This is a genomic window from Streptomyces sp. NPDC056480, assembly GCF_042795405.1.
Taxonomy (GTDB): Bacteria; Actinomycetota; Actinomycetes; order Streptomycetales; family Streptomycetaceae; genus Streptomyces.
The window spans coordinates 1-22963 of record NZ_JBHTSA010000122.1; the positions used below are offsets into that span (position 1 = coordinate 1).

Consider the following 22963-nt stretch of genomic DNA (forward strand, 5'->3'; position numbering starts at 1 on the left):
TTGAGACGTGAGATCTCTCGCTCAACTGTCCGGGAGCCTTGCCTGTTACGAGCACTTGCCTGTCACCCGATCAGTGGCCAACTCGAAGAAGCTCACTGCTGAATCCGCCCAGGGTTGATGTGGCACATACATCATGCACCCCGGCAATCGAGGCCGAAACAAAGGGGCAAAACACTCCATAGGGGCGCCGGTGGAGTCCCATACAGCATGCCCATGACTCGCCATTCTGGGTCCCGGACCCAGAATGGCGGGTATTTACTCCATGCGTCGCTCAGCCCCCTCCTGGCATGCAGTGACCACTCCGACAAGCGCCATGCACCCTGCACGTCCGAGCGGAGCCGCTACGGTCTAGTTCGGTGTGAGCCTCCAAAGAAGACAAGCAAAATCATCTGGCGGCACCAGGCCAGACGAGAAGCATGGCGTTGCGGGTTATCCGCTGCGGCCTTGGCGACACGAGCATGACACTGACCGGAGATGTCAGTGCCGAGGATGTGCAGGACTTCTCTGCGAATACTGTCATCCTCCGGCAAGTCCCCGGGCTGCAGTGAGGTGCAATACAGGGCTGCTGAGAGCGCCTTCAGCACCGCATCTCCGACCACCGTGCCTGCGGGGGTGCTGAGTTGCATCGAGTTACGCATGGGAACCACGTCCGTAGTCTGCCCCGAGGTCCTGGCGATTTACCTTGGCTAGTCCTGGCGCCAATGGAGATGGAGCGCCCGAGCAGGGTGCTGCCTCCTCCGAGCCGGTCCCGCCAGGGCGGCTTCCGCCTGCTCCTCGGATCGAATGTCATGCCGGAGGCCAGCCCGGCCAAGAGAGTCGCCTGCTATCACCGGGATACTGAGCGGCTCGGGCCGCCAGGACGGGCAGGGCCACACGGCGGAGGCTCGCTCGTTGGGCAGATGGAGCCGATCAGTCACGGGCTCCCGGTTGGCGGGGCCCGGACCCTGTCCGGTCATCCGGGCCCCTGCAGACACACTGCGCCATCTCTTCAGAGCATCCATGAGTAATCAGCACTCAACACGGCCGTCTCCGCTGGAGCCGAGAGCGGCTCTTCCCGGTGCCTCAGGCTTACACGTGACCGCCTGCGCGCAGCGCTGGCTGAACCTGCAGGGGATACGCCCTGGGGTCCCTGAGCTCCCTGAGCGATACACAGAGTTCCAGTGCGTCACTGCGTGCTGTGAGTATCGTTTGCTCAAGCACCCTCGGCGGCCCTAGATCACATTCGAACCAGACAGACAAAACGTGTGCCGTGGCACGACTCACCTGCTCTGGCCTTGGAGGTAGAGATGACCGCCCCATGCAGCATCGACAGGACAGCCGCTTGCCCGTGCCGCTTTCAACAGCGCACAATCAATGCATTGTTCAACTTTCTCGTCTCGTCCGCGAATACGTCTGACAAAGCAACGACGCGGCTTGTCCGTTCCGTTCAGCCAGAGAAGCGCCCCAATCCAGAGGACTGAGGCAGCGTGCCTGCCTCCAGGCGCTTCAGCCGCAGTGCCGGTGCGCCCCAGACGGCCGGTGCCGTCTGTCTCTAGGCAGGGCTTCTCCGCGTGGGGCCCGGTGCACTGCCGCTCTCGCTGATTCCTGGACGGTCAATTGGCTGGTGCTTTAGATCAGTCAGTGTCCCGGAACATCAGCTACACCATGTTCCCCTGAGGCCAAGGCGCCAAGGATGACCTTTTCAACGGAACGTCGTTCAGCGGGTTCGGGCGTTGGGGCCTCGCTGGAGCAGTGTGGCGCGGAAACGACCTCACCGCGCACCGAGGTGCTACTGCGCACTGCTGGCACCAGCCTCGGGCAGCGCTGGACTGGCGGATCCCGCAGTCAATCTGACCAGGCGGCGGCCAGCCGAAGCGTCCTGTGGCGCTTTCATCGGTCGACTGACACAGCTCCAACGGCCCACAGCCTCGCCCGCGCGCACCTGCGCCGGTGGGGGGTCGATGTGCATTTGGCGGATGGCGCATCGTCTTTGAGCTGCGACCTTGTCAGACACGCCGTCCAGCACGGCGGATCTCCGATTGCCCTGCAGATCAGTTGCATCTACAAGGGCATCTCTCTAACGGTGCATCATGTCCAAGCGTCTGGGGAGACTGCTTGTCCGGCTGCAGGCGCTGAATGCCCTGGGCTCCAGCCGATCGTCATGCTGGCCAACATGTTCGCCGTCAGCAGCAGCTCTTTGGGAACCTTCACTGCCGCCTACCTGGATGGTGACCGGCCTGCTGTCCGGGAAGGTGAACACCGTTGCCGATAGGCCCTGGCGCAGAGTCCATGAACCCGATGGGGCGTTTCCCTCCACCATGCGGAACCTTGCTGGTCAGGTCCGCCCCCTGCCAGCCGATTGTCTCGCCAAGCCGGGTCTTCCCTTTCTGGCTCCGGCCGAGCGCTGGTAAATCTCCGCCCTGGCCAAGGAGACACAGAGCCGGCCAGGCCACTGAGCCTGTACCAGGCATCCTTCATGCATCGCTCTCGGCCCCTGTAACACTCGCCTGAACGCACAGTTCGCCGAAGCCTCAACGTCAACTGGGCCCGCCCAAGCCCGCCGCACAGGCGCCCCTCGACATTGAGCTTCTTCAACTCGGGTTCGGCCGGAGGCGCTCAAGAGGGTCTGACCTGCACAGACACTTCAGGTGGGTCACCCGATCGGTGGGCAAGCTGAAGAAGCTCATTGAGGGCGGAGCAGCGCCATATCGGGCTGGAACAGCACCGCCCTCTTCGTCGCTCTCGAAACGGTGACCGGGAAGGCGACCGGTTCCCTCCGCTGACGCTGCCCCGCAGCAGAGCAAGCGGATCCCGGACGGGAATGGATGCCCGTCTTGTCCTGGACAACTCAATCCGTACCAGGCTGGCTTCACATAGCGGCATCCGCTGGACCAGGGGTTCCACCTTGCACTTCGCGCCAGCCATCGCATGTTGGCTATACCTAGCCGAGCAGCCAGTTTTCCCCAGATCGCCCAGAAGCAGCATGCACGTGGCCATTCCTAGCCCTCGGATACGGCATCCGAACCTGGCTCGACGATTGAATCGACCCCATGCCCTTCGTCTGGGAAGGATAACCGCCGAGGTACTCGACAGTTCCTCCACTGCTGCCAACGAACCTCCAGCTCAGGACACTCTCGGTATACCCGGGAAGGCGCCTCGTCAGCCTTCCGCACATGCCAGCGTGAGTAGGGACTGCTCAGGGATCTGATACATGAGGGGGCAACTGTAGGAGATGACGTATCCGCGACGCTGTAGAGCAGGTGCCTTCCGCGCCATGTCCATGATCGATCTAGCAATCCGCCAGGCTCTGCGCTCGGAATGCCGACACAGAGTTGGTGCAGTGCTCGTCGTGGGGCGCCGTGTGATAGCGGCGTCGCCGAATCGTCGCCGCAACGATCCCATGATCGATTTTCGGCATGCCACATTCCATGCCGAGGAGGCGGTTCTGAGGCGGGTTCATCGTGCGGCCGGAGCGATCATCTATGTCGCCCGCGTGGCTGCAGATGGCACGTCGGTCATTGCTCGCCCTTGCGCGCGGTGCCAGGTAGAGCTTGCCCGGGCTGGCATAGTCCGCGCCTATTACACAGCATCACCCACGGCCGTCGACGTTATGGGCTTTTCGGACAGCAATGGTCACTCCCCTAGTGGAGTACCCAATCGGCACGCAAAGTCTTCACGGGCTGGATCATCGCGCTGACCGAGGGGGTCCCGTCTGTTGCCGTAGCGCGGCAGCGGCTTGGTCTGGTGCCACATTCACTCTGGGATTCCCCGGGGAGGCAGACGGATTGGGCCGTTGGGCCCGGAATGAGCAGTGGATGCTCATGATCCATCTCTCGCGGGTTGGCTACTTTGAATGACAAATAGGGGCAAGTGGCGGAAAGGCAGACGCGGCGGACTTAAAATCCGCAGTCCTCTGGACGTGTGGGTTCGAATCCCATCTTGCTCACATGGGAGCTGTCAGTGAGCTTCTTCAACTCAGGTTCGGCCGGAGGCGCTCAAGAGTGTCTGACCTGAACAGACACTTCAGGTGGGTCACCACCGCTGCTTGACAACACCATTGGGAATCGGTGGGCAAGCTGAAGAAGCTCAGCCATGAGGCAGCTGCGGCTCTGACAGGTCCCGGATGAACAGCGGTCGCACTCCTGGCCGATGCACCCGTCTGGATCCTCTCCGTGATGGTCCGCACACAGCTGAGCGACGTGGCAGGCGCAGCGGGCTCAGCACCCCACCGGAGACCGCCGTCGCACCTGCCGGTCCGAGGTTTCCGCTTACGGCCGCTTCAGACCCCGGCCCTCCTGGCTAGATCAGGGGGCCGGTGGCCCGCCAAGTAGGTTGGCTAGGCGGGTCAGCAGGGGTGAGACCCACCTCGCACCCGGGTCTCACCCCTGCCCTTGATCCGCCGCGCTGGCCTCATCGTTCTCATCTGCCGCCTGGGACCAACGCGCCCATCACAGGTAGCCATGCTCCACCGCCGCCTTTAGCGGCTCCTCAGTACGGCCGGCCAAGGACTACTGGGCATCGAACGAGCGGCGTCGCCGAGCCAGGCGAATATCGGCTTAGCTTGAATTTAAAGGTTTGCCCCCGGCTCTTTGAGTCGGGGGCAAACCTTTAAATTCAAGCTTAAAGGGCATCGCCACACCAGCGACGATTCTATCGAATTCTCAGCCTTGGTCTGCATAGCCGCCTGGGGCCAGGGATGGCGCGGCCGGCCGACGGGGGCCCACGTGATCCCCCTTGGGAAGTATCTGATACGTGATGCGCCAGTGGCGTCGCGCCAGGTGACGCTAGTCCGGGGCACGGACAAATCACCGGCAAGGCACGGCGCGGAATGAACACGAGGTAGCCCGGAGGGCAGCGGTGACGCCCAGGAGCAACGGCATTTGGCGCAATAGGGGTTGCCGTGAGTCGTTCGGGACAGGATGTGCCCGTCCGGACCACCACACTGACCAGGGTCAACATGAGACTGGTGAGTCGTCTCATTCTGAAACGCTCCGCTTGGCGCTAGATCTCTTGACCTCCCATGACTCAACTGGTTCATTGGCTCAGCCACTCAGTCAGTAGGAGTAGGAGGACCAGTGGAGGCTCTGCCTCGGCGAACAGTCGTCGATGAACTCGAAGATCGCCTCAGGGACGACATCATGGAGGGCTGCCACCCCGTTGGGAGTCTGCTGCCTCCCGAGCGGGAGCTGGCTCACAGGTACGGGGTGACCAGAACAACCCTCAAGCATGCCTTTGGCCGTCTGGTCCAGGCAGGGCTTCTGGAGACGCGCCACGGAGTCGGCACTCGGGTGCGCGACTACATGCGGCTTGGCGGGACGGATCTGCTTCCGGTGCTGGTACGGCACGGTGGTGAGTGGATTGGTGACGTGTTCGAGGTCCGCCGCACCATTGGTGCTCTGATCGCTGAACGCGCGGCTGTACGTGCCACGTCCCAACATGTGGCGGAGGTGCGCAGACTCCTGCAGATGGTTGCAGATGCCGGGAGTACCAGCGAGGTCCAACTCGCCGACGTTGAGGTGCATCGGGCCCTGGCACGTGCGACGGGGAATCGCGTCTATCTGCTGCTGACAAACACCCTTTTCGAGGCATACCTCCCCTTGCGAGCCACACTGGCACAACCTTTCACCGACGCACAGGTTGCCCACGCGCGACTAGCTGGTGTCGTCGAAGCCATCGCGGCGGGCAATCCGCAAAAGGCCAGAGCTGCGGCAGAGCTCTACCTGACAACCACCGAGCAGATCATGCGGGAGTGCCTGCGATGAGAACCGTAACCCGCTTCCGTGAAGCCATGATTGGCACTGTTCTCCTCAACGGGACTGAGAGGCAAATACGCTTCGACCTGGAGGTGGAGGCCGACGGCCCACTCATTCCCTGGCGCACCGTGATGGCGAGAGTCAAGGGGAGGGTGCGTCTCGCGGGCCTGGCTGACAACACGACGGTTATAGGAGAGATGGAGATCTCTCCTATAACCCGACGGCGCATCCGGTACCGTCTGATGTTCGATGTCGCAGGGCGGTGCCTGGCTCTTGACGGATGGAAGTCGGTGTCCGCCCTGCGGCCGGTGACCTCACTGACCGTGCTGCCCTTCACCCTCCGCGAGCGTGGGGGCGTATGGGCGGGCACAGGAACACTGCGTTTTCCTTTGGCCTCAGGCCTCGTGCCCTTCATAGCGAGCTTCCGTCTCCTGCGGTACCAGGCGGGCTCATCGCAGCACTGGGTACCGCGATGGAAGGGAGAGGCCGGCCGTACAGAGGTCTGGTACACCACGCTCACCGACCCCGAGACCGGAACGGGTATTTGGCTGCACCACGAGCTTGTCGCTCCAGCCGACGGGAGCGCCCCGTTCGCTCACGGCTGGGTTGCCGCCTTCCGTGATGATCAGCCCGTGCAGCATGCCCGCTTTGGTCCCGTGCCGTGGCACAGGCCAACCGAGGGTTTCATCGCCGATGATGTCCGGGCCGTACCCGGCCGACTGGTCGGCGCTGCCGGCCAGTTCTCGTGGGAGCTCACTGAAAAGGCGGGTTCTACGCCTCTGTTCACCTTCCCCTCTTGGGCATGGCGACGTTCCTTGCTTCCCGCCGCCCAGATGCTTCCGTCCGAACGCTCTTTGTTCGCCGGTACTTTTCGCGTCGGCGACAACTCACTCTCGCTGGCCTCTGCGCCGGGAGCGTCGGCGCGTATCTACGGCCATGGCAATGCCCGCCAGTGGTCATGGCTGCATGCCGACCTCGGAGACGGAGACGTGCTGGAGGTCGTGGCCGCCGTCTCCATGCGCCGGGGTCTTCGCCGGCTCCCGCCTCTGGTCTTCCTGCGACTGCGCAGGAACGGAACAACCTGGCCGCGGCGGGCGGAGCGCTCGGCGATCGGCTGGGCCGGATGGCTCCGTTTCCGCGCCGTTCTGGGGCTTCCCGAGTGGACGGTTACTGGGCAGGCTGGGCTTCGCCGGATCCGGGTTCAGGTGAACCAGCCAGCTGAGCAGACCTTGAGCCTCAAATACGAGGACCCTGACGGAGGAGTCGCGGTGTGCAACAACAGCGAGCGTGCTGACGCCCGGATTGTTCTCGAGCGGTGGAAGGGCGTCTGGCGTACCGAGGCGGAGTGGACTCTGTCCGGCACCGCTCACGCGGAAGTCGGCCTGCGATGAGCCTGAACTCGCTTGCCCTCGCCGTACTCGGGAAGGATCCCGACCTCCCCTGGATGGCTGCGGTACCTCACCGCCTTGAGTCGGTAGTCGCTTCCATGCCGGTCGCCCAGCGGCTGGCACTACGCGGCACAGCGGCTGTCATCGACGCCTGCGTTCTTGCCCGCACTGGGCGACGCACTGCGAACCTGCCAGCGGCGCAGCTCGACGTTCTACTCAGGCCTCTTGCTGGCAGCTCCTTTACGGCTGCTGTACTGGACGCCGTGAAAATGCCGGTGCTACTCGCAGCTGGCACCGAGCGCATGCTCGCGTTGAACGGTGGGAATCTAGTTTCTCCTGTCGTGCCGCGTCCGGATCCTCCCCTCGACTGTGTGCAGGCTGAGGACTGGCCTTCCCGTAGCACCGCGGATGCCGTCGTGGTCGGGTCGGGTGCAGGCGGCGCCATGGCCGCACGTGCCCTGGCACAAGCAGGCATGCGTGTGACTGTGATCGAGGAGGGAGAGCATCACACAACTGCGTCCTTCGCTCGCGGCACTCCCCTGGATCGGTTTGTCAGGCTCTACCGGGATGGCGGAGCGACCTTCGCGTACGGCAACCCGCCTCTGCTGCTGCCCTCCGGACGTGCTGTCGGAGGGACGACCGTGGTCAATTCCGGTACGTGCTATCGCACGCCCGACCGGGTGGTGCGCCGCTGGAATGCCACCTTTGGCTTCAGTCTGGCCGACCAGTTGGCTTCGCACCTCGATGAGGTGGAGCGGGATCTGAATGTGCGTTCGGCGTCGATGGACGTACTTGGCCGCAATGGAGAACTGGCGCTTTCCGGCGCCAGGAAACTGGGCTGGCAGGCAGAGCCTCTACGGCGTAACGCCGTAGGTTGTGCTGGGTCGTGCCAATGCGTGGTGGGCTGCCCCACTGGTGCCAAGCAGAGCATGCAGGTGTCAATTCTTCCGCATGCATGCGCGGCCGGAGCTCGGATCGTCACTCGCGCCCGCGTTCTGCGTGTGCTCGTCGACCGCGACCGTCCTGGCGGTCCTCGGGCCGCAGGAGTGCGTGTGAAGCGTGCGGATGGTAGCGAGCTGGAAATCCTTGCCCCGCTGGTCGTCGTCGCGGCCGGCTCTCTGGAGACCCCGCCCCTTCTGCGCCGGTCCGGCCTGGGCAGCCATCCCCGGATCGGCCGCAATCTCAGTGTCCATCCCGCTGTCAGCGTGGCGGGGCGGTTCGACGAACCTGTCCGGCCGTGGAAAGGAGTGATGCAAAGCGCAGGCATCGAGGAGTGGCATGCTCAGGGGATTCTGTTGGAGGCGACCTCGGCGCCTCCTGGCATGGGGAGCTTCGTGCTGCCCGGGACAGGCAGAGACCTGCGGCGCGAGCTGCTCGAGTCGGACCACCTTGCGACGCTCGGCGCCATGATCGCCGACCGTCCCAGCGGGCGTGTCCTGGGCCGGCAGGGCGCACACGTTCATTACGCATTGGACCCAAGCGACGGTCGGCGCCTCATCTCTGCCCTCCGCGCAGCGGGCTCCGTCCTCTTCGCAGCCGGCGCAAGCGAGGTGCTCACCGGCATTCCGGCAGCCCCGGCTGCCAGGTCCGAAAAGGAGCTGGAGGATCTACTCACGAACACGGTACCCCGACAACTGCACCTTTCCGCGTTCCACCCCACCGGCACCGTCGCCGCAGGAGGCAATCCCCAGCAAACACCTTGTGACCCCCAGGGCCGGCTTCGGGGAATCCGCGGAGTCCTGATCGCTGACGGATCCGTCTTGCCCAGTTGCCCCGAGGTCAACCCGCAACTGTCCATCATGGCTGCGTCGCTGGCTATCGCCAGTACCTGGCTGAGCAGCGAGGGATAGGGGAGAACCTGCCTCGCCCAAGGGGGCCAGGGCCGCCAGCTCAGCTCTTTCAGCGAACCACCGCCTGGCTGGCCAGAGACTGGGGCGGAACGGAAGAGGCTCCTCGGCCGCTGCGTGAGATGCCTGACGCCTCAACTCGTCGCTGAGGAGCCTGCCTGGTGCACACACTGAGCTTCTTCAACTCGGGTTCGGCCGGAGGCGCTCAAGAGGGTCTGACCTGCACAGACACTTCAGGTGGGTCACCCGATCGGTGGGCAAGCTGAAGAAGCTCACTGATCGCCGCCGGGGAGGATGAGCAACGCTGCAGGCTCCGGCCTCACAACGCACCCTGGTCGCCCTCTGGTGCACCTGCGCATGTACGACATCTTCTCGCAGGTCGCTGCCGGAGTTCCAGACCAGCGCCTGCGCTGCCTGCACTTGCATTCGAGCCGGCATTGACCTGCGCTGGCCGCTGGCCGTATTCCAGGCCTGAAGCGATCCTGCGCGAGGCGGATGCGGAGTGTGTGCCGGCGGACGGATTCCCGCCCAGAGCGGTGGCGTGCGCGGCGACTACGCCGACTTTTCCGGCGGGCGTTGCCGCCACGGCCCGAATCCTTCCTCACTGCCATGCAAGGAAAGACGTGGGTCTCTCAGCCACTGCGCAGCCGCGCCCACGGCCTGGCCGAGGCCGTAGCCGCCGCATCGTGACGACCAGTGTCTGCCCTGGCATCCCCGCCCTGGCCAGAGGCGGCGGCGCCCTCGCCTGGTGGACTTGCACCCCCAACCCCACCAGGGAGCTCACCGCGCGGCAGCGACCGCTAAACCGGACGCACGCCCGACTCCGGTATCCCGCCCGACTCGGAGCGGCCGCCTTCAAACTCTGGCGCACCTTCCATCACGCCCGATGCAGCCCCAACCGTCCGTCAACAGCCACCTGAACCCTGCATCGCCAACGCCGTAGGATCCATGTGTATCGGCCGCGGAGCTTCGCGTCATCCGCTCTTCCCGTGCGCTTGAGGTGGCTGGCATAGCCCCTGGGCGCACAACTACGTTGGCTCACGAGACCGCCCTGGGACTCGGGGCAGACAAGCCATCCGTGTCCTGACAGCCATCGCCTACTGCAGCGCGAGGCTCGTTGGCACAATCACCTTCCCGAGTAATCGCTGTTCCTTCGGCATCGTGTGAGATTCCTCTTGCCCTCCATTCGCCAGAAGTCGCAGCCGTTCGACGGCACAGAGAAACATTCCCTCCGCCTGTTGCCTCTCGGGCTTCGCCTCGGATGAGTCCATGGCATTCTCTCCAGGGGCTTGCCCCGGCATCACAGGCCGCATGACGGCCACTGTGCTCGTTCCAGTCATCGATCCTTCACGTCCAGGGCGGTAGGCCGGGCTGAACTGAGCAATCACTACTGGTGCCAGCATGCGGCTGGCCAATAAAGAGTCGACCTTCAGGATGCTTGCTCACAGGCCCCCAGGAGGGGTGATCCGAACAGTTCGGCACATCTGCCATGATTCAGTAAAGCTACGCAAAGCCGGCACGGAACAGCTGCCTGGCTTCTCCCGCCTGGCCGATACGCCTCAGTTTTCGATCCGGCAAGTCCGGTCGTTCTATTAGCCACTCGCTGCCCGCATAGGAATGAAATGCTCCACGCGCACATCACAGGGACCGGATCCTACATACCAAGAACAGTATCTTCAGGAGGTACTGCGCCAGGCTTGTCGAGTCGCCTGCGTGACGCATTCTCAGGGGCATTCGAGACGTCGGATCGACGGCACTACGCATCGCAGGACGAGACATCAGTATGGATGGGCACCCATGCTGCCAGAAAAGCGATTCTAGACGCAGGCATCGGACCCGAACAGATCGATGTCATTATCTACTGGTCCTTCGTTGCAGATTCCGAGGCGCCCAACGACGGTACCCGGATCGCCATGGAACTCGGGGCTTCCAACGCAGCATGCATCGCGGTTGAAATGGGGCTCAGCGCCACCTCTCTGGCGATGATCGGGGTCGCAGCGAGTCTCATCGAAAGCGGCACCTTCAATACCGCACTCATCGTCGCCGTGGCGAACTGGTCTCAAAGGGCATTCGAAAAGGGCGTAGATACTGGCCCTGTGGGAGACGGAGCAGGCGCAATCGTGATTTCTGGCCGGCCAGGTCGGTCCTTACTTGGGATGAAGCATGCGAGGGAACCCCGCTACTACGACGCGATTAATATCCGGCACTCGCTGTCCAGCGGACAGCTTGAATACTTCAACGCAAACGGTGTTCCAGGGTTTGAGAATTTTGCGAACGAGGCTCCCATCGGATTCCTGCGAGACTTCCTGAACGAACAGGAGGCGTCTGCCGGCGAAATATCATGGTTCATCCCGTATCAGGCAAGTGATCGAATCTGCCGACACTGGGGGAACTCTCTCGGGTTTGAACAGGATCAGATTCTCACAACGTTCCACGAGCACGGCACACTCTCTGCTGCAAGCGTTTCAGTGGTACTGGATCACTATCGGAACAGGGAACCCAGGATTCGCGAGGGGGACACCGTTCTCCTCTGCGCCACAGGGGCTGGTTTCAACATGATGGCAATTCTCTGGCGAATGTAAAGCCCCTTCTCCTGAATCCTGCCGATCCGCCCTCCCATTGAAGATCGTCCGAAGTCCACCCTGGATTCTCGAACTACTTTCAGGAATCCCGTTGACGGGATCACGGCAAGATCCACCCGCTCCTTAACCAAAGTCCGCTTGCAATCCTGGCCAGTAAGTGAGTCGAAGCATGAGCTCTCTCCGCCCTGAAGAAGACCGCACGTCGGGGTCTCCGGAACTCCTCGTAGACGTGGTTTCCCTGCTTCTCAAGTCCCAAGGAATAACCACGATTTTCGGGATTCCCGGAGGTCTGATCCACCCGTTTTTCGACCGTATAGAGCAAGATGAGGACTTTTCACTGATTGTGGCCCGCCATGAGGGCGGAGCGGCGTTCATGGCAGACGGATTCGCTCGAGCAGCCGGAACAATGGCCGTGGCTGCCGCTACGTCCGGTCCAGGTGCAACCAACCTGCTGACTGGCGTGGCAGCTGCACACGTGGATGGTGTGCCGATGCTTGTCATCACAGGACAAGCTCCCAGCCACACGCTGGGGAAAGGAGCAGCCCAGGAGACCGCCCGGGAGGACATCGACATAGTCGGGATGTTCGCTCCGGTGACCAAGTACTCGGCCATGGTGTCCTCGCCCGGACAGTTTGCCCTTCATTTCCGGCGGGCGATCACTCTGGCCCTGAGCGGCCGTCCTGGTCCTGTCCATCTCAACGTACCTGTCGACTTCTGGCAGCAACCGGCCGGGGCAGCCCTACCACGCCCCCTTCCCATAGAGCCCGCACATCCCGTGGACCTAGCCGCAGTACAGCGTGCTGCGGCAATGCTGGACCGGGCAGAGCGCCCAGTCCTGCTTGCAGGTGCAGGGGCCTCGTCATTCGGGGCTCGACAGCTGCTGGAGGACATAGCCGCATTACTAGGCGCTCCGACAGCGACCACGCCACGCGGCAAGGGCATATTCCCGGAGGATCATCCTCTGTCGCTCGGAGTCTGCGGACTGGCCGGCAGTGCGGCAGCCCAGCGGGAACTTCTCGATCAGTCGCCCGACGTACTATTCATTATCGGCGCCTCTATGAACGAGACCACGACGTTCAACTGGCACCCCGGTCTGGGGCGTAACCGCCATATAATTCAGCTCGATATTGACCCGGCACGCATCGGTAGAAGCTATCCTGCCGACATCGCGTTGGTGGGCGATGCCGAAGCGACACTAGCGGAGCTTATCAAGTATTTGAATGGGAACGCTAAAACCAGCCGGCGTAGTACTCCCCCACCGAGCCGCCACGCGCCTCAGCTTCAAGAACCGGCACCCGGCCGGAGCGTGACGGAACCAGGAAGAATCAACCCTGTCTCCTGGAGAGACGAGCTTAATGACGCCCTTCCGTCAAATTCTATCGTGTTCTCCGATATCGGTGGGCATATGCTCTTCAATATTCAGCACCTGCGAATCCGAGGCGACCAGCGGTTCATTATCAACATGGGGTTCGGTTCCATGGGGCACGGAACTGTGGCCCCTATAGGTGCTGCTGTCGGATGCCCCGACAGGCCAGTCATCGCGATCGTCGGTGACGCCTGCTTCACAATGAACGGAATGGATCTGCTCACTGCCCGGGAGCACGATATCTCTGCTGTCTGGATAGTTGAAAACAATCAGAGCCACGGAATCTCTTACCACGGCAGCCGGATGGTCAACGGTGGCCGCGCTATGCAGTGCATCATCAATGACAAGGAACTGGGAATTTCCGCCATCGCCAGGGGCATGGGTATTCCTGCCTGGGAGATAAGGTCTCCAGGAGAACTCACTGATGCCCTTCACCAAGCGATCTCCGTCCACGGACCAGCCGTCATCGAAGTGCACGTAGACCCCGAGGTATCGCCACCGCTGGCCGAACGTGCCAAGACAGTAGCCGGATTCCGCAACAACTAGCCCACATCTCCTGCCCATGCCGAGGCCGCTGCAGAGCCGGCGTCAGTCGTACCAGCTCTCGGTCAACTCGAGTACCGCGCTGAAGGCAGCCGCCCGTCCGGGACAAAGTATGTGTCGACAGGTTGCTTCTTCAGCGCGGAAGAGAGCACCCTGCCGCGCATTGCCGAAGCCTGGGGCGGGCCGAAGTGGCGGGGCAGGGACCGTCAGCCCTTGATGTGAGCGATGCCCTGCTCGGCCCGGATGCGCCTGGAGGAGTGCGCTTTGCGCTGTCGCTAGTGCATCTCTCCTCGTACCCGACGGGGGCGTTGTTCTTGACTTGCGGTGCGGCGGGTCACCACGTGTCCGCCGGTCTGTGCGCCAAGCCCTGGTGACAGGCCCGGGAGATATCCGCACAGGTTCCGGGCTTAGTACTGCAACGGTCCTTGTTGTGACGGTTGGGCAGTTTCTGGTGGTGTGTGGCCGCGTTGTTTGTAGTGGCTGAGGCGGGCTTGGTGTTGTCGTCTGCGTCGCCAGTGGGACCAGTGCAGGACGTGGTCGATGGGTGCCGGTTGGCGGTGGGTGAGGCGGTGGATCAGGCGTCTGAGTTCGGGAAGGCTGAGAGGGACGAGACCGGAGGATCCGTTTCTGCTTTCTCCGCATCGAGCTCGCGGGCTCGCAGGACGGTGAGGCAGGCGTGGGCGGCCATGGCCAGGGTTATGTGGCGGTGCCAGCCGGGGTAGCGGCGGACCTGGTAGTCGTCCAGGCCGCACTCCTGCTTCGCGGTCTGGAAGCACTCCTCGACGGCCCATCGGCTGCCGGCGATGTGGATCAGCTGGTCGAGGGTGGTGCCGGCGGGGCAGCAGGCGATGTAGTACGAGATCTCCTGGGGCCGGCTCACGCTGCGGCGGGCGATCACCCAGTGCCGCCGGTCTTCCCGATGCCAGGGCCTGACCTCGACCCTCGCCCAGCCGAAGACCCGTGGCCCATGGGCCCCGTTCCCGCAGGAGCGGCGTTTCCACTTCTGCCGGGGCAGACCGTGGAACAGGTCGTGGACGGGATGGTCGATGGCCCAGCGGGTGACGAGGGTGTCGTGCCGGGTGGTGGCCATGGCATGGAAGACATCAGCCTGCTCGAGCTCGGTCCGCCAGCTTTTCGAGTAGCCGTAGTCGGCGTCCGCGGTCACCCACCCGAACGGAAAGGCGCCGTTGGCTTCGGTGTCCGGGACGTCGAAAACAGTGCCGTCCACCGCGACCAGACGCCACCGCCGATACCAGGCACCCACCGTCTCCGGCGTCGCGACCGGATGACATACCCGGCCGAACAGCACCTTCAAAGGCTCCGGCCCCAACCGCAGGCGGGCCCGCCCGATCGCCGCCGTCGTCGGCACCCGCCACGGCTTGTCCCACCGCCGCACCCGCAAAAGCCGGGCCACCTCCTCATAACCCTGCCCCGGCGAACAGGCACATCGCGAGCACGAAACACACCACCACCCGGGCCGGCAACAGCCTCGACCGCTGCTCGACCCACCCGCACTCCACCACCACCTCATCCACCAACCCAGGCGGAAACACCCGCGTCAGCACACCCAGAGCGATCCGCACAGTCCTATTGGTGGACTGCCACCATCCCATGAGGTAGACGACGTTCCGGTGCTCGGGCGGGACCCGCACTCCCTGGGCGGTCACCTTCGCCGCCGCCTGAAGAACCATCGGCACCGTCGCACGGCAGCACCGGAGTCACTGCTCATCACGGCCGAACTTGTAGACCAGGACGTGAACCTACCGCAGTCCACATACACATGAGTGAGATTCACCAGCGAGGGCGGCCCCAGAGGCACGGTGCCGCCCTCGTCATACGACCCATTCAAGGCCGAACTCCGCCAGCGCCTGGTACTCGTCGACGGTCAACTTCGCGCGCCTGGTCTTGGTGTTGCTCAGGCCCCCCAAGCCTGACCTTCACGCCGTCCTCCAGCCGCTCCACGCAGGCCCTTCGAGACCATCACAGAGCCCTCGCGGGCCCCCTTGTACTGCGGGCCAGGGCCGCAACGCCCCGCTCGAAGGCGCTCACGGGCGCCAGACGACGCAGGCTCCTCCGGCTCCGGGGCCGGAGGAGCGATGCCGAGCCGCTCCAGGCTCACGCTGCCTGTCCGTCAGGGTCTCTGATAGCAGGGGCCGGCAGCGCCCTCCAGCAGCAAGGTGAATCGTCGCGTAAGGCAGAGACGTTGGCATGATGGAGGCGTCCTCCTTCCGCGCCGCGCGGAAGGAGGACGGTAACCAGCCAAGCTGCACCCCCCACGGACACAGCTGCTGGTGCCGCAACCCAAATGCAAGCGGCAGCCTCCGCACCCTGGCTGCTCCTCCTGCGGGTGCCTTCACAATTAACCATCCTCACATGCAAGACCACGTGAGTAGACGCTACTTGCCTGAGGCCCGGGCTCTACCGTCCGGCGTTCCTCCCCCTCTAGGCAATCATCTGCCTGGCGGCAGGAGAGCCCTTGAAGTGAACCCGGCCAACACGCTCTCGCATCGTCCCGGTCAGCTCTGAATGCATGAGCTGTCCGCCTCAGACGTACTCCTCCAGCCCATGGCTCACAGACCGACCCGCCCTTCATGTACGGACGACACTCACGAGGGTGACACGTCATGTGCCAGGATCTGGGCCATGTTGCGTTCAGCCAGAGCAGTGATCGTGACGAACGGATTGACACCGAGAGATCCCGGAATAAGAGATCCGTCCGTCACATACAGACGTGATGCACCCTTGACGCGACCGTAGTTGTCGGTGGCTTTGCCAAGGACACAGCCGCCAAGAGGGTGATAGGTGAAGTCATCCGCGAAGGCCTTATTGTCGCCAAAAAGGTCATAACGGTAGATTGTGGCGTTAGCTCGGTTGACCCGGTCGAACAGGGACTTCGCAGCGGTCACAGACGGCTGGTTCTGAGACCGCGTCCAATGAAGCTCGGCGGCGTCAGTCACGGCGTTGTAGGTGAAAGCGCCTCTTTCAGGATTCTTGGTAATGGCGAGATAAAGACTGATCCAGTGCTCGAATCCCATGGGGAGGGGCGCGATCTCAGCGAAAACTGGATGAGCGGGATTCGACCAGTCATTGATAGCCATGACTGGCATTGTCGACTGATACTTTCCAACTGTGTCCCATATGTGGTTTGCGCGTGCGGTCATCACGTTTCCATTGCTTCCCCATCCCTGCCCGATCTGCGCACTGAGTCCTGGTAGTGTGCCGCGCTCACGGGCGCGCAGGAGAAGCTCCGTAGTACCAAGGCTCCCGGCGCCGAGGAAGAGGTGCTGACAACCCACCTCGGCCGTGGACACCACTCGGCCGCGTGTGTCGATCCGGTCGACGGTAAGGACATAGGTGCCGTCAGGCTCCCTCCGGAGCCCTCTGACTTTGCTCATGGTCCTGATGGTTACATTTCCAGTCCCGAGCGCCGCAGCGAGATAGGTCTTGTCGAGGCTCCGTTTGCCGTGATTATTGCCGTAAATGACCTCTCCGGCCAGCGCTGACTTTGCCGCGCGGCCAGCAGCCTCACGCTGCATGTACTCGAAGTTATAGACGCTGGGCACAAAGACGGTGTTCAGGCCGGTTCGATGGGCGTGTTCCCGTGATGTACGCGAGAACTGGTACCACTTGCTGGATTCGAACCATGACGGGTCCATGGCGTTGACACCGAGCATCTGACGAGCCTTAGGGAACCACGTCGCATACATCTGGTGCGCATCAACTTGAGGCAGGATCTGGCACAAGTAGTCACGCTGTGGCGTCACTGCCATCCCACCATTAACGAGTGATCCGCCCCCCACACCTCGACCAACGAAGACCGACATGTCATTGAATTTCACACGGTCCAGTACCCCTGGATATGGAGCGATGTTCTTGTTGACTACATTCAGCCACAGGAAGGTGGCGAGCGGGGCCTCCGTGCGGCTACGGAACCACATAGAACGATAGTCGGGAGTCTTAGTAGCGCAGAAGATCTTCCCGTCGGAGCCTGGGGCGTTCCAGAGCCTACCCATTTCAAGTACCAGAGTATCTATGCCAGCCTCACCAAGGCGAAGCGCAGCAACGGCAGCGCCGTAGCCGGATCCGACAACGATCGCCGGCGCATACTGCGTTGCTTCAGGCTCCCTCGCTGCTGCCGCAGGCAGACCTATGCTCGTGAGGCCGAGTGCGGAAGCGGCCTGCAGGGCTCCAACACCAAGAAGGTGACGCCTCGTCAGATTCTGTGTCATGCGCGGAGTATGTATGCCAAGTGGGCCTGTCGGCCAGTCCCCATACACCTGAAAACCCATCACGTACTCTGTGAGCTGGCAGGCTTCCGCTAGGCGTTCGCGACCCTTTACGACCTTGCTGAAGTGGGCAGCCGTGAGCAGATCCTCACGCTGACTGCTGTCCGGGCGGCATGCAATGTCGGCTTGACCTGCGGCTCCCTCCTCGCCACCGCCTTGGCGGCAAACCGGCCGCTGGTCTTCACGCTCCTCTTCCTGGTCAGCAGGATGCTGTTCACCGTTCACTGCACTCGTCGCCCGTCCACTCTCGCGACGAGCCGGAACCCAGCGGCAACAGCAGGTGCCGGCCCAGGGGCAGCCTTCGCGTCAGAGCGCTGTGAGACTGCCAGGCCGTCGCTGTTTCGGGACCTCTGGTTCGCGGCCCTTCGGTGATGCTGCCGTTCTGACCGCCTAAGAACTCCAAACGAAATAGTCTTCAAGGTGGTTGGATCACTCCGGGGCCGATGATCTGGAGGTGTGGGGTGGCTCGGCGGAAGCCGTGGGTGCCGAGGACGAGTTGTGGGCGGTGATCGAGCCACTGCTGCCGAAGGTGGAGCGTCGTGCCCGGCATGCAGGGCCCAAGCAGCATCCGGACCGGCTGGTGTTCCAGGAGATCCTGTTCGTGCTGCATACCGGGATCGCCTGGGACCACCTGCCGCAGGAACTCGGCTTCGGCTCGGCATGAACTGCTGGCGGCGGAGTGGACCGAGGCCGGTGTGTGGCCCCGGCTGGACGAGGTCCTGCTCGCCGGGCTTCGCGGCGCGGACGCCCTCGGCTTCTCCCTGGCGGCGGTCGACGGCTCCCGTATCCGGGCGTTGAAGGGGGATCCAAGACCCGACGAAGCCCCGTCGACCGGAGCAGGACCGGCAGCAGCCATCACCTGATCACCGACGCCACCGGCATCCCGCTCGCCGCCAGCCTGACCGGCGGGAACCGTAACAATGTCACCCGGGCTGATCCCACTTCTCCAGGCCGTGCCGCAGGTGTGGGGCAAACGCGGCCGGCCCCGGCGCCGCCGGATGTGGTAGTGGGCTGTCGTGGCTACGACCAAGACAAGTACCGCCGCCCGGTCTGGGACCTCGGTGTGAAACCTCTGATCGCCAGCCGCAGCACCGGACACGGCTCCGCACTTTGCACCCACTGCTGGCCGATGGAAAGTGCGTTCGCCCATCTGCACTGGTTCCGCCGACTTCGGACCGCTGGGTGATCCCGCGGCCACATCCACGAAGCCTTCCTTACCCTCGGATGCGCACTCGCCTGCTGGCGAAGCCTGAAGTCATTGCGATGGGAGTTCGAAGCCCACCGTTCGCGCGAACCGAGGACCTCGGTACCTTTAACGAAAGGCAGCAGGCTCCGGCCCTGCCCGTCATCGTCCTTATGGCCCTCGGTCCAGCCGCCTGGGCAGTCCTCATATCCGGGTCCGCTGCGGCAGCCCTTGCTGCCCGCAACATCGCCCCGCACACCGCATGGCCGCTATGGAGCAGTTCCGCTCGGGTCCCCAGTTCAGCACCGAAGTCCTCGGCCACATCAAGCTTCCCTGGCTGCGGCCGGAGGCACGGGTCACCTGAGCGATGCCAGCTCCCTCTCGGGCCTGGCCGCGTGCTGATGCGCCCGGACCGTCCTCGAGTCCACACAGCCGATCGAGCGAGTCCGTCTTCCGCGGCCCATCGTGCTCAGGCAGTTCGCGCCAGGTGACACCGGTGGGCAGCTCCACAAGATCCCGTCCGCTGGCCCGGCGCCAGCACCGGCGCGGTCAACGCCTATCGACTCGCCCGTCTATTCATGACTACGGAACACGAACAGATCAACGAGTCATCGCGTTTGCGGGCGCGGCATAGAGGCTTTGAGGAGGAAGCCCCCTCTACAAGGATGCGTCCACGCACCCGCACCTACAGCCAGACGCGGGCTCAGGGTTCGCAGTCTCGGAGCCGGGGCTGCCGTATGAGTCGAGTCTCTGCCGGCGCCAGCATCAGGCGAAACCTCAGTAGGCGTCGCCACCATCGAGATCCAGCAGTTGCGTTACGAGGGCCGCGATCTCAGACCGCTCAGAGCGCTTCAGAGTTACATGAGCGAAGAGCGGATTCCCTCTAAGCCTCTCAATGACAGCCACGACACCATCGTGACGGCCTACTCTCAGGTTGTCACGTTGCGCAATGTCGTGAGTGAGGACAACCCGCGAGTTCTTCCCGATTCTCGAAAGGACCGTGAGAAGTACGTTGCGCTCAAGTGACTGCGCCTCGTCGACGATGACGAATGCATCATGCAGGGATCGCCCTCTGATGTGCGTGAGCGGCAGTATTTCAAGCATTCCCCGGGACATGATCTCTTCGATCGTAGTCTGCGAGGTTAGTGCGGTGAGTGTGTCGAATACCGCTTGTGCCCATGGGCCCATCTTGTCGACTTCGCTGCCTGGCAGGTAGCCCAACTCTTGGCCGCCCACCGCGTACAGTGGCCGGAACACCATGACCTTCCGGTGCTGTCGGCGTTCCACGACGCTCTCCAGGCCCGCAGCCAGGGCCAAGGCAGACTTTCCCGTTCCAGCTCTGCCCCCTAGGGACACTATCCCGATCTCCTGTTCGAGCAGCAAGTCAAGCGCTACTCTCTGTTCAGCACTGCGGCCGCGCAGCCCGTACGCCCCCCGTTCACCCCGCACAATCCTTATACGGCCATCTGGGGTGACTCTGCCCAGTGCGCGGCCGCGGGGGGATATGAGGACAACACCTGTATGCGCAGGGAGACCAAAAGCCTCGGATGCCTCCACCACTCCCTTCTCAAACAGGGTGTCCACATCAGGGGCCGCAATCGACAGGTCGACCATGCCTGTCCAGCCCGAGGAGACCGCTGGCTCTGCTTGGTACTCCTCGGCAGCCAGCCCCATCGAACCCGCCTTGATGCGCATCGGCAGGTCTTTCGAGACGAGTGTGACGTCGCGCCCCTCAGCCTGAAGTCCAAGGGCAACAGCGAGAATGCGGGCGTCATTTCCGTCGAGTCGGTACCCGAGAGGGAGGCACGAGATGTCAGCGTGGTTCAGCTCGATGCGGATCGTCCCCTCAGAGGCTCCCACAGGTACCGGCTCGTCCAGACGCCCCCGTTGGAGCCTGAATTCGTCGAGAATGCGCAGAGCCTGCCGGGCAAAATACCCAAGCTCCGGATGGTTCCGCTTGGACTCGAGCTCGTTTACCACCATGATCGGAATCACGATCTCATGATCTTCGAATCGTTTCATGGCCATAGGATCAGAAAGCAGCACACTCGTATCGAAAACATACACACGCTTGCCCTGCCTCTGGGTCCGGCACGTGCGGCCGGGTGCGGAGACTTTCTGCCGCTCGCTTCCTCTCACCGCGTCCTCCTGTCGGCGTTCTGAGAGCAGTGCACGGATTACGTCGAGACGGCTTCCCCGTCTCGACGCCCAGAAGCGCCGGGGCGGTGCTCTGCGTGTGCGCTGCTTGACGCCGAAGCCAGGTCCTGGACACAGGTCCGGGACGGAGCCGCCGGCGGCGTAGTCCATGGGTGCGGCGGCCTGAAGCGCTGCACTCATGTGTGATATCCGGGCAAATCCGCCTGGATTACCTCTTTTAGCCCACTACATCATCCCCCTGAAGGCCTGAGTACCGGGTACTTATCCCCCTCGGCAGCGCCCGGGGCCCCGTCGAGCGGGCCGCCAGCGGTCCGATACTGAGTCGAGGGACCCGCCATGGGCTTCGTAACGTCAAAGGGGAATCCAGCAGGGGGTGCCACCAGGCGCACCAGGAAAGATCCGGGGCCTGCGTCGTGCGCCGGCTCCCGGCCTGCCTGTGCTGCCGGGCAGATGACCACTGGAGATGGACGGCACACAGCCAGCGGTCGGGCGCGGACCGCTGGCTGTCAGGCGCAGGACCAGGGAAACCGGTCGATCATCGCTCAAGATATTCGCTTTCCCTCCGGGCCGCGCTGGCGCCGCGCCCGAGCCACAAGCCGACGCCGTCCACTTGGCGAGGTCAGTCCGTCACCGGGCGTAGCAGCCTTCCGTGCGCGAATCGGTGCCCCCGCTGATGCCTTGTTCAGGGCGCCAGGCTGCCCGATCCTCATGCCCTCGATGGAGTAGCGATCGCTTACGCAGCCATGGGGTCTCACGTGATCGAATCATGGGAACGGCACGGCTCGCACTACCCCCCGCGAGCCATACCGCTTGGGCTGCCTCCGACGGTGGAGGCAGCCCATTTTCGCCTCCTACGTCTCAACGCAGAACTGGCAGCGGTTCTTGTGCAGTTGCGGTACTCCCTCCATAGGACACAGCGCGAACCCCTGCCCTATGTGCCCAGCAGGCTCCGGCGCCATGACGGCGTCGGCCTGCTGATCGGTGATACCCGCGGAAGCGGATCCCGGCACGGCGCCCCAGCCTCTCCCGGCAGCAGCGAGACAGCATGGGAGCCTCCCTGCGCGGTTGCAATCGTGTTCCTCGAAAGTAGTACTGACTATGCGTGGTAGTGCTCGTGCCGACTGGCACCAAAGAGCTGATGGCCCGGACGCCGACAACGACACGGACTGCAGAACGTCTCTCCTGTATGAACCGGACAGCTGTGCCGTGCATGTAGCTGTCAGGCACTGCCGCGAATCAGTGGCGGTTACACGGAGTGTAACTCGCCGAGTCCTCGGGAGATGGCAGATCAGCCAGGACAACGCCGAAGCAGTGGTGCTAGTGGTGTCTGAGCTGGTCACTAACGCAATCGAGCATGCTCTGCGGCCAATCAACGTTCACCTTCACCGCGAGCACGTGGGCAATCGGGTGTGGGTGGGGGTCAGCGATGGGGGACCGGCAACGCACAGTGGCACTCAGACTGCGGCGTGCACTGAGGACGAGCACGGCCGTGGGCTGGCAATCGTGAGTGCCATTGCCGAGAGCCACGGCGTCCATGTGCATCCAGCCGGCGGCACCACACGCTGGGCAAGCATTAACGCCGTCTGAGTGAGGCACGGTCTGCCTTCGTTCGCCCTCTGCTCGCCGCAGCACGGCGGGATGGACCGCCGCGACGTCTGTCTGCGATCCGCCGAGACAACTCTTTCAGGAGTCACGGAAGCCGTACCGCTTAAGACGTCGTTTCTTATGGTGGTTCTTGGGCCTCTCCATGCGGGGATACTGCTTCAGTGCTGTTGACATGGATTGCCGAGGTGGCCGAAGAGCCGTTGGCATTGGAGCCGGGTGACCGGCGGGTGGAGTGGGAGACCAACACCTGGTCGCTGGGTCCAGAGGGCGAGGA

General features: G+C 63.3%; 10 protein-coding genes, 1 tRNA gene and 3 pseudogenes. 9 read left to right on the top strand and 5 right to left on the bottom strand.

What is annotated here, in order from left to right:
- The first annotated feature begins 3259 nt into the window (after positions 1–3259).
- The 7 genes from ACFQ79_RS33890 to ACFQ79_RS33920 all read left to right on the top strand — a co-directional run bounded on the left by ACFQ79_RS33890 (position 3260) and on the right by ACFQ79_RS33920 (position 13461).
- Positions 3260–3676 (top strand): hypothetical protein, encoded by a 417-nt coding sequence (locus ACFQ79_RS33890; RefSeq protein WP_383590581.1) that lies wholly within the window; start codon positions 3260–3262, stop codon positions 3674–3676.
- A gap of 167 nt (positions 3677–3843) precedes the next feature.
- A tRNA-Leu gene (locus ACFQ79_RS33895) sits at positions 3844–3925 on the top strand.
- A 1129-nt stretch (positions 3926–5054) separates the two neighbouring features.
- On the top strand, positions 5055–5741 hold the full coding sequence (locus ACFQ79_RS33900; RefSeq protein ID WP_383590569.1) for a FadR/GntR family transcriptional regulator: 687 nt from the start codon (positions 5055–5057) through the stop codon (positions 5739–5741).
- Entirely contained in the window at positions 5738–7123 is a 1386-nt protein-coding gene (locus ACFQ79_RS33905) for a hypothetical protein (protein ID WP_383590571.1), read from the top strand. The genes ACFQ79_RS33900 and ACFQ79_RS33905 overlap by 4 nt, the downstream gene beginning before the upstream one ends.
- Positions 7124–7422: 299 nt before the next feature.
- Positions 7423–8970 (top strand): GMC family oxidoreductase N-terminal domain-containing protein, encoded by a 1548-nt coding sequence (locus ACFQ79_RS33910; protein WP_383590583.1) that lies wholly within the window; start codon positions 7423–7425, stop codon positions 8968–8970.
- Positions 8971–10754: 1784 nt separating this feature from the next.
- Positions 10755–11549 carry a 3-oxoacyl-ACP synthase III family protein gene (locus ACFQ79_RS33915; RefSeq protein ID WP_383590573.1) on the top strand — a complete coding sequence of 265 codons (795 nt, stop codon included), beginning with the start codon at positions 10755–10757 and terminating at the stop codon, positions 11547–11549.
- A gap of 169 nt (positions 11550–11718) precedes the next feature.
- Positions 11719–13461 carry a thiamine pyrophosphate-binding protein gene (locus ACFQ79_RS33920; RefSeq protein ID WP_383590575.1) on the top strand — a complete coding sequence of 581 codons (1743 nt, stop codon included), beginning with the start codon at positions 11719–11721 and terminating at the stop codon, positions 13459–13461.
- A 571-nt stretch (positions 13462–14032) separates the two neighbouring features.
- Here the strand turns inward: ACFQ79_RS33920 and ACFQ79_RS33925 are convergent.
- The 4 genes and pseudogenes from ACFQ79_RS33925 to ACFQ79_RS33940 form a co-directional block, all read right to left on the bottom strand.
- Positions 14033–14635: pseudogene (locus ACFQ79_RS33925) on the bottom strand (transposase); the annotation flags it as partial.
- Positions 14636–14815: 180 nt separating this feature from the next.
- A pseudogene (locus ACFQ79_RS33930) lies at positions 14816–14872 on the bottom strand (hypothetical protein); the annotation flags it as partial.
- Between the two features lie 4 nt (positions 14873–14876).
- Complete coding sequence (locus tag ACFQ79_RS33935; protein WP_383590584.1) at positions 14877–15149, bottom strand: transposase domain-containing protein; 273 nt, start codon at positions 15147–15149, stop codon at positions 14877–14879.
- Between the two features lie 915 nt (positions 15150–16064).
- Positions 16065–17687 (bottom strand): GMC oxidoreductase, encoded by a 1623-nt coding sequence (locus tag ACFQ79_RS33940; protein ID WP_383590577.1) that lies wholly within the window; start codon positions 17685–17687, stop codon positions 16065–16067.
- Between the two features lie 535 nt (positions 17688–18222).
- Here ACFQ79_RS33940 and ACFQ79_RS33945 point away from each other — a divergent pair.
- Positions 18223–19002 (top strand): annotated as a pseudogene (locus ACFQ79_RS33945) (IS5 family transposase); the annotation flags it as partial.
- 702 nt (positions 19003–19704) lie between these two features.
- Here ACFQ79_RS33945 and ACFQ79_RS33950 read toward each other — a convergent pair.
- Entirely contained in the window at positions 19705–20994 is a 1290-nt protein-coding gene (locus ACFQ79_RS33950; RefSeq protein ID WP_383590586.1) for a PhoH family protein, read from the bottom strand.
- Positions 20995–22182: 1188 nt separating this feature from the next.
- Between ACFQ79_RS33950 and ACFQ79_RS33955 the strand changes: the two genes are divergently transcribed.
- The gene (locus ACFQ79_RS33955) at positions 22183–22671 is read left to right on the top strand and encodes an ATP-binding protein (RefSeq protein WP_383590579.1); all 489 of its coding nucleotides are present in this window, start codon (positions 22183–22185) and stop codon (positions 22669–22671) included.
- The last annotated feature ends 292 nt before the right edge of the window (positions 22672–22963 follow it).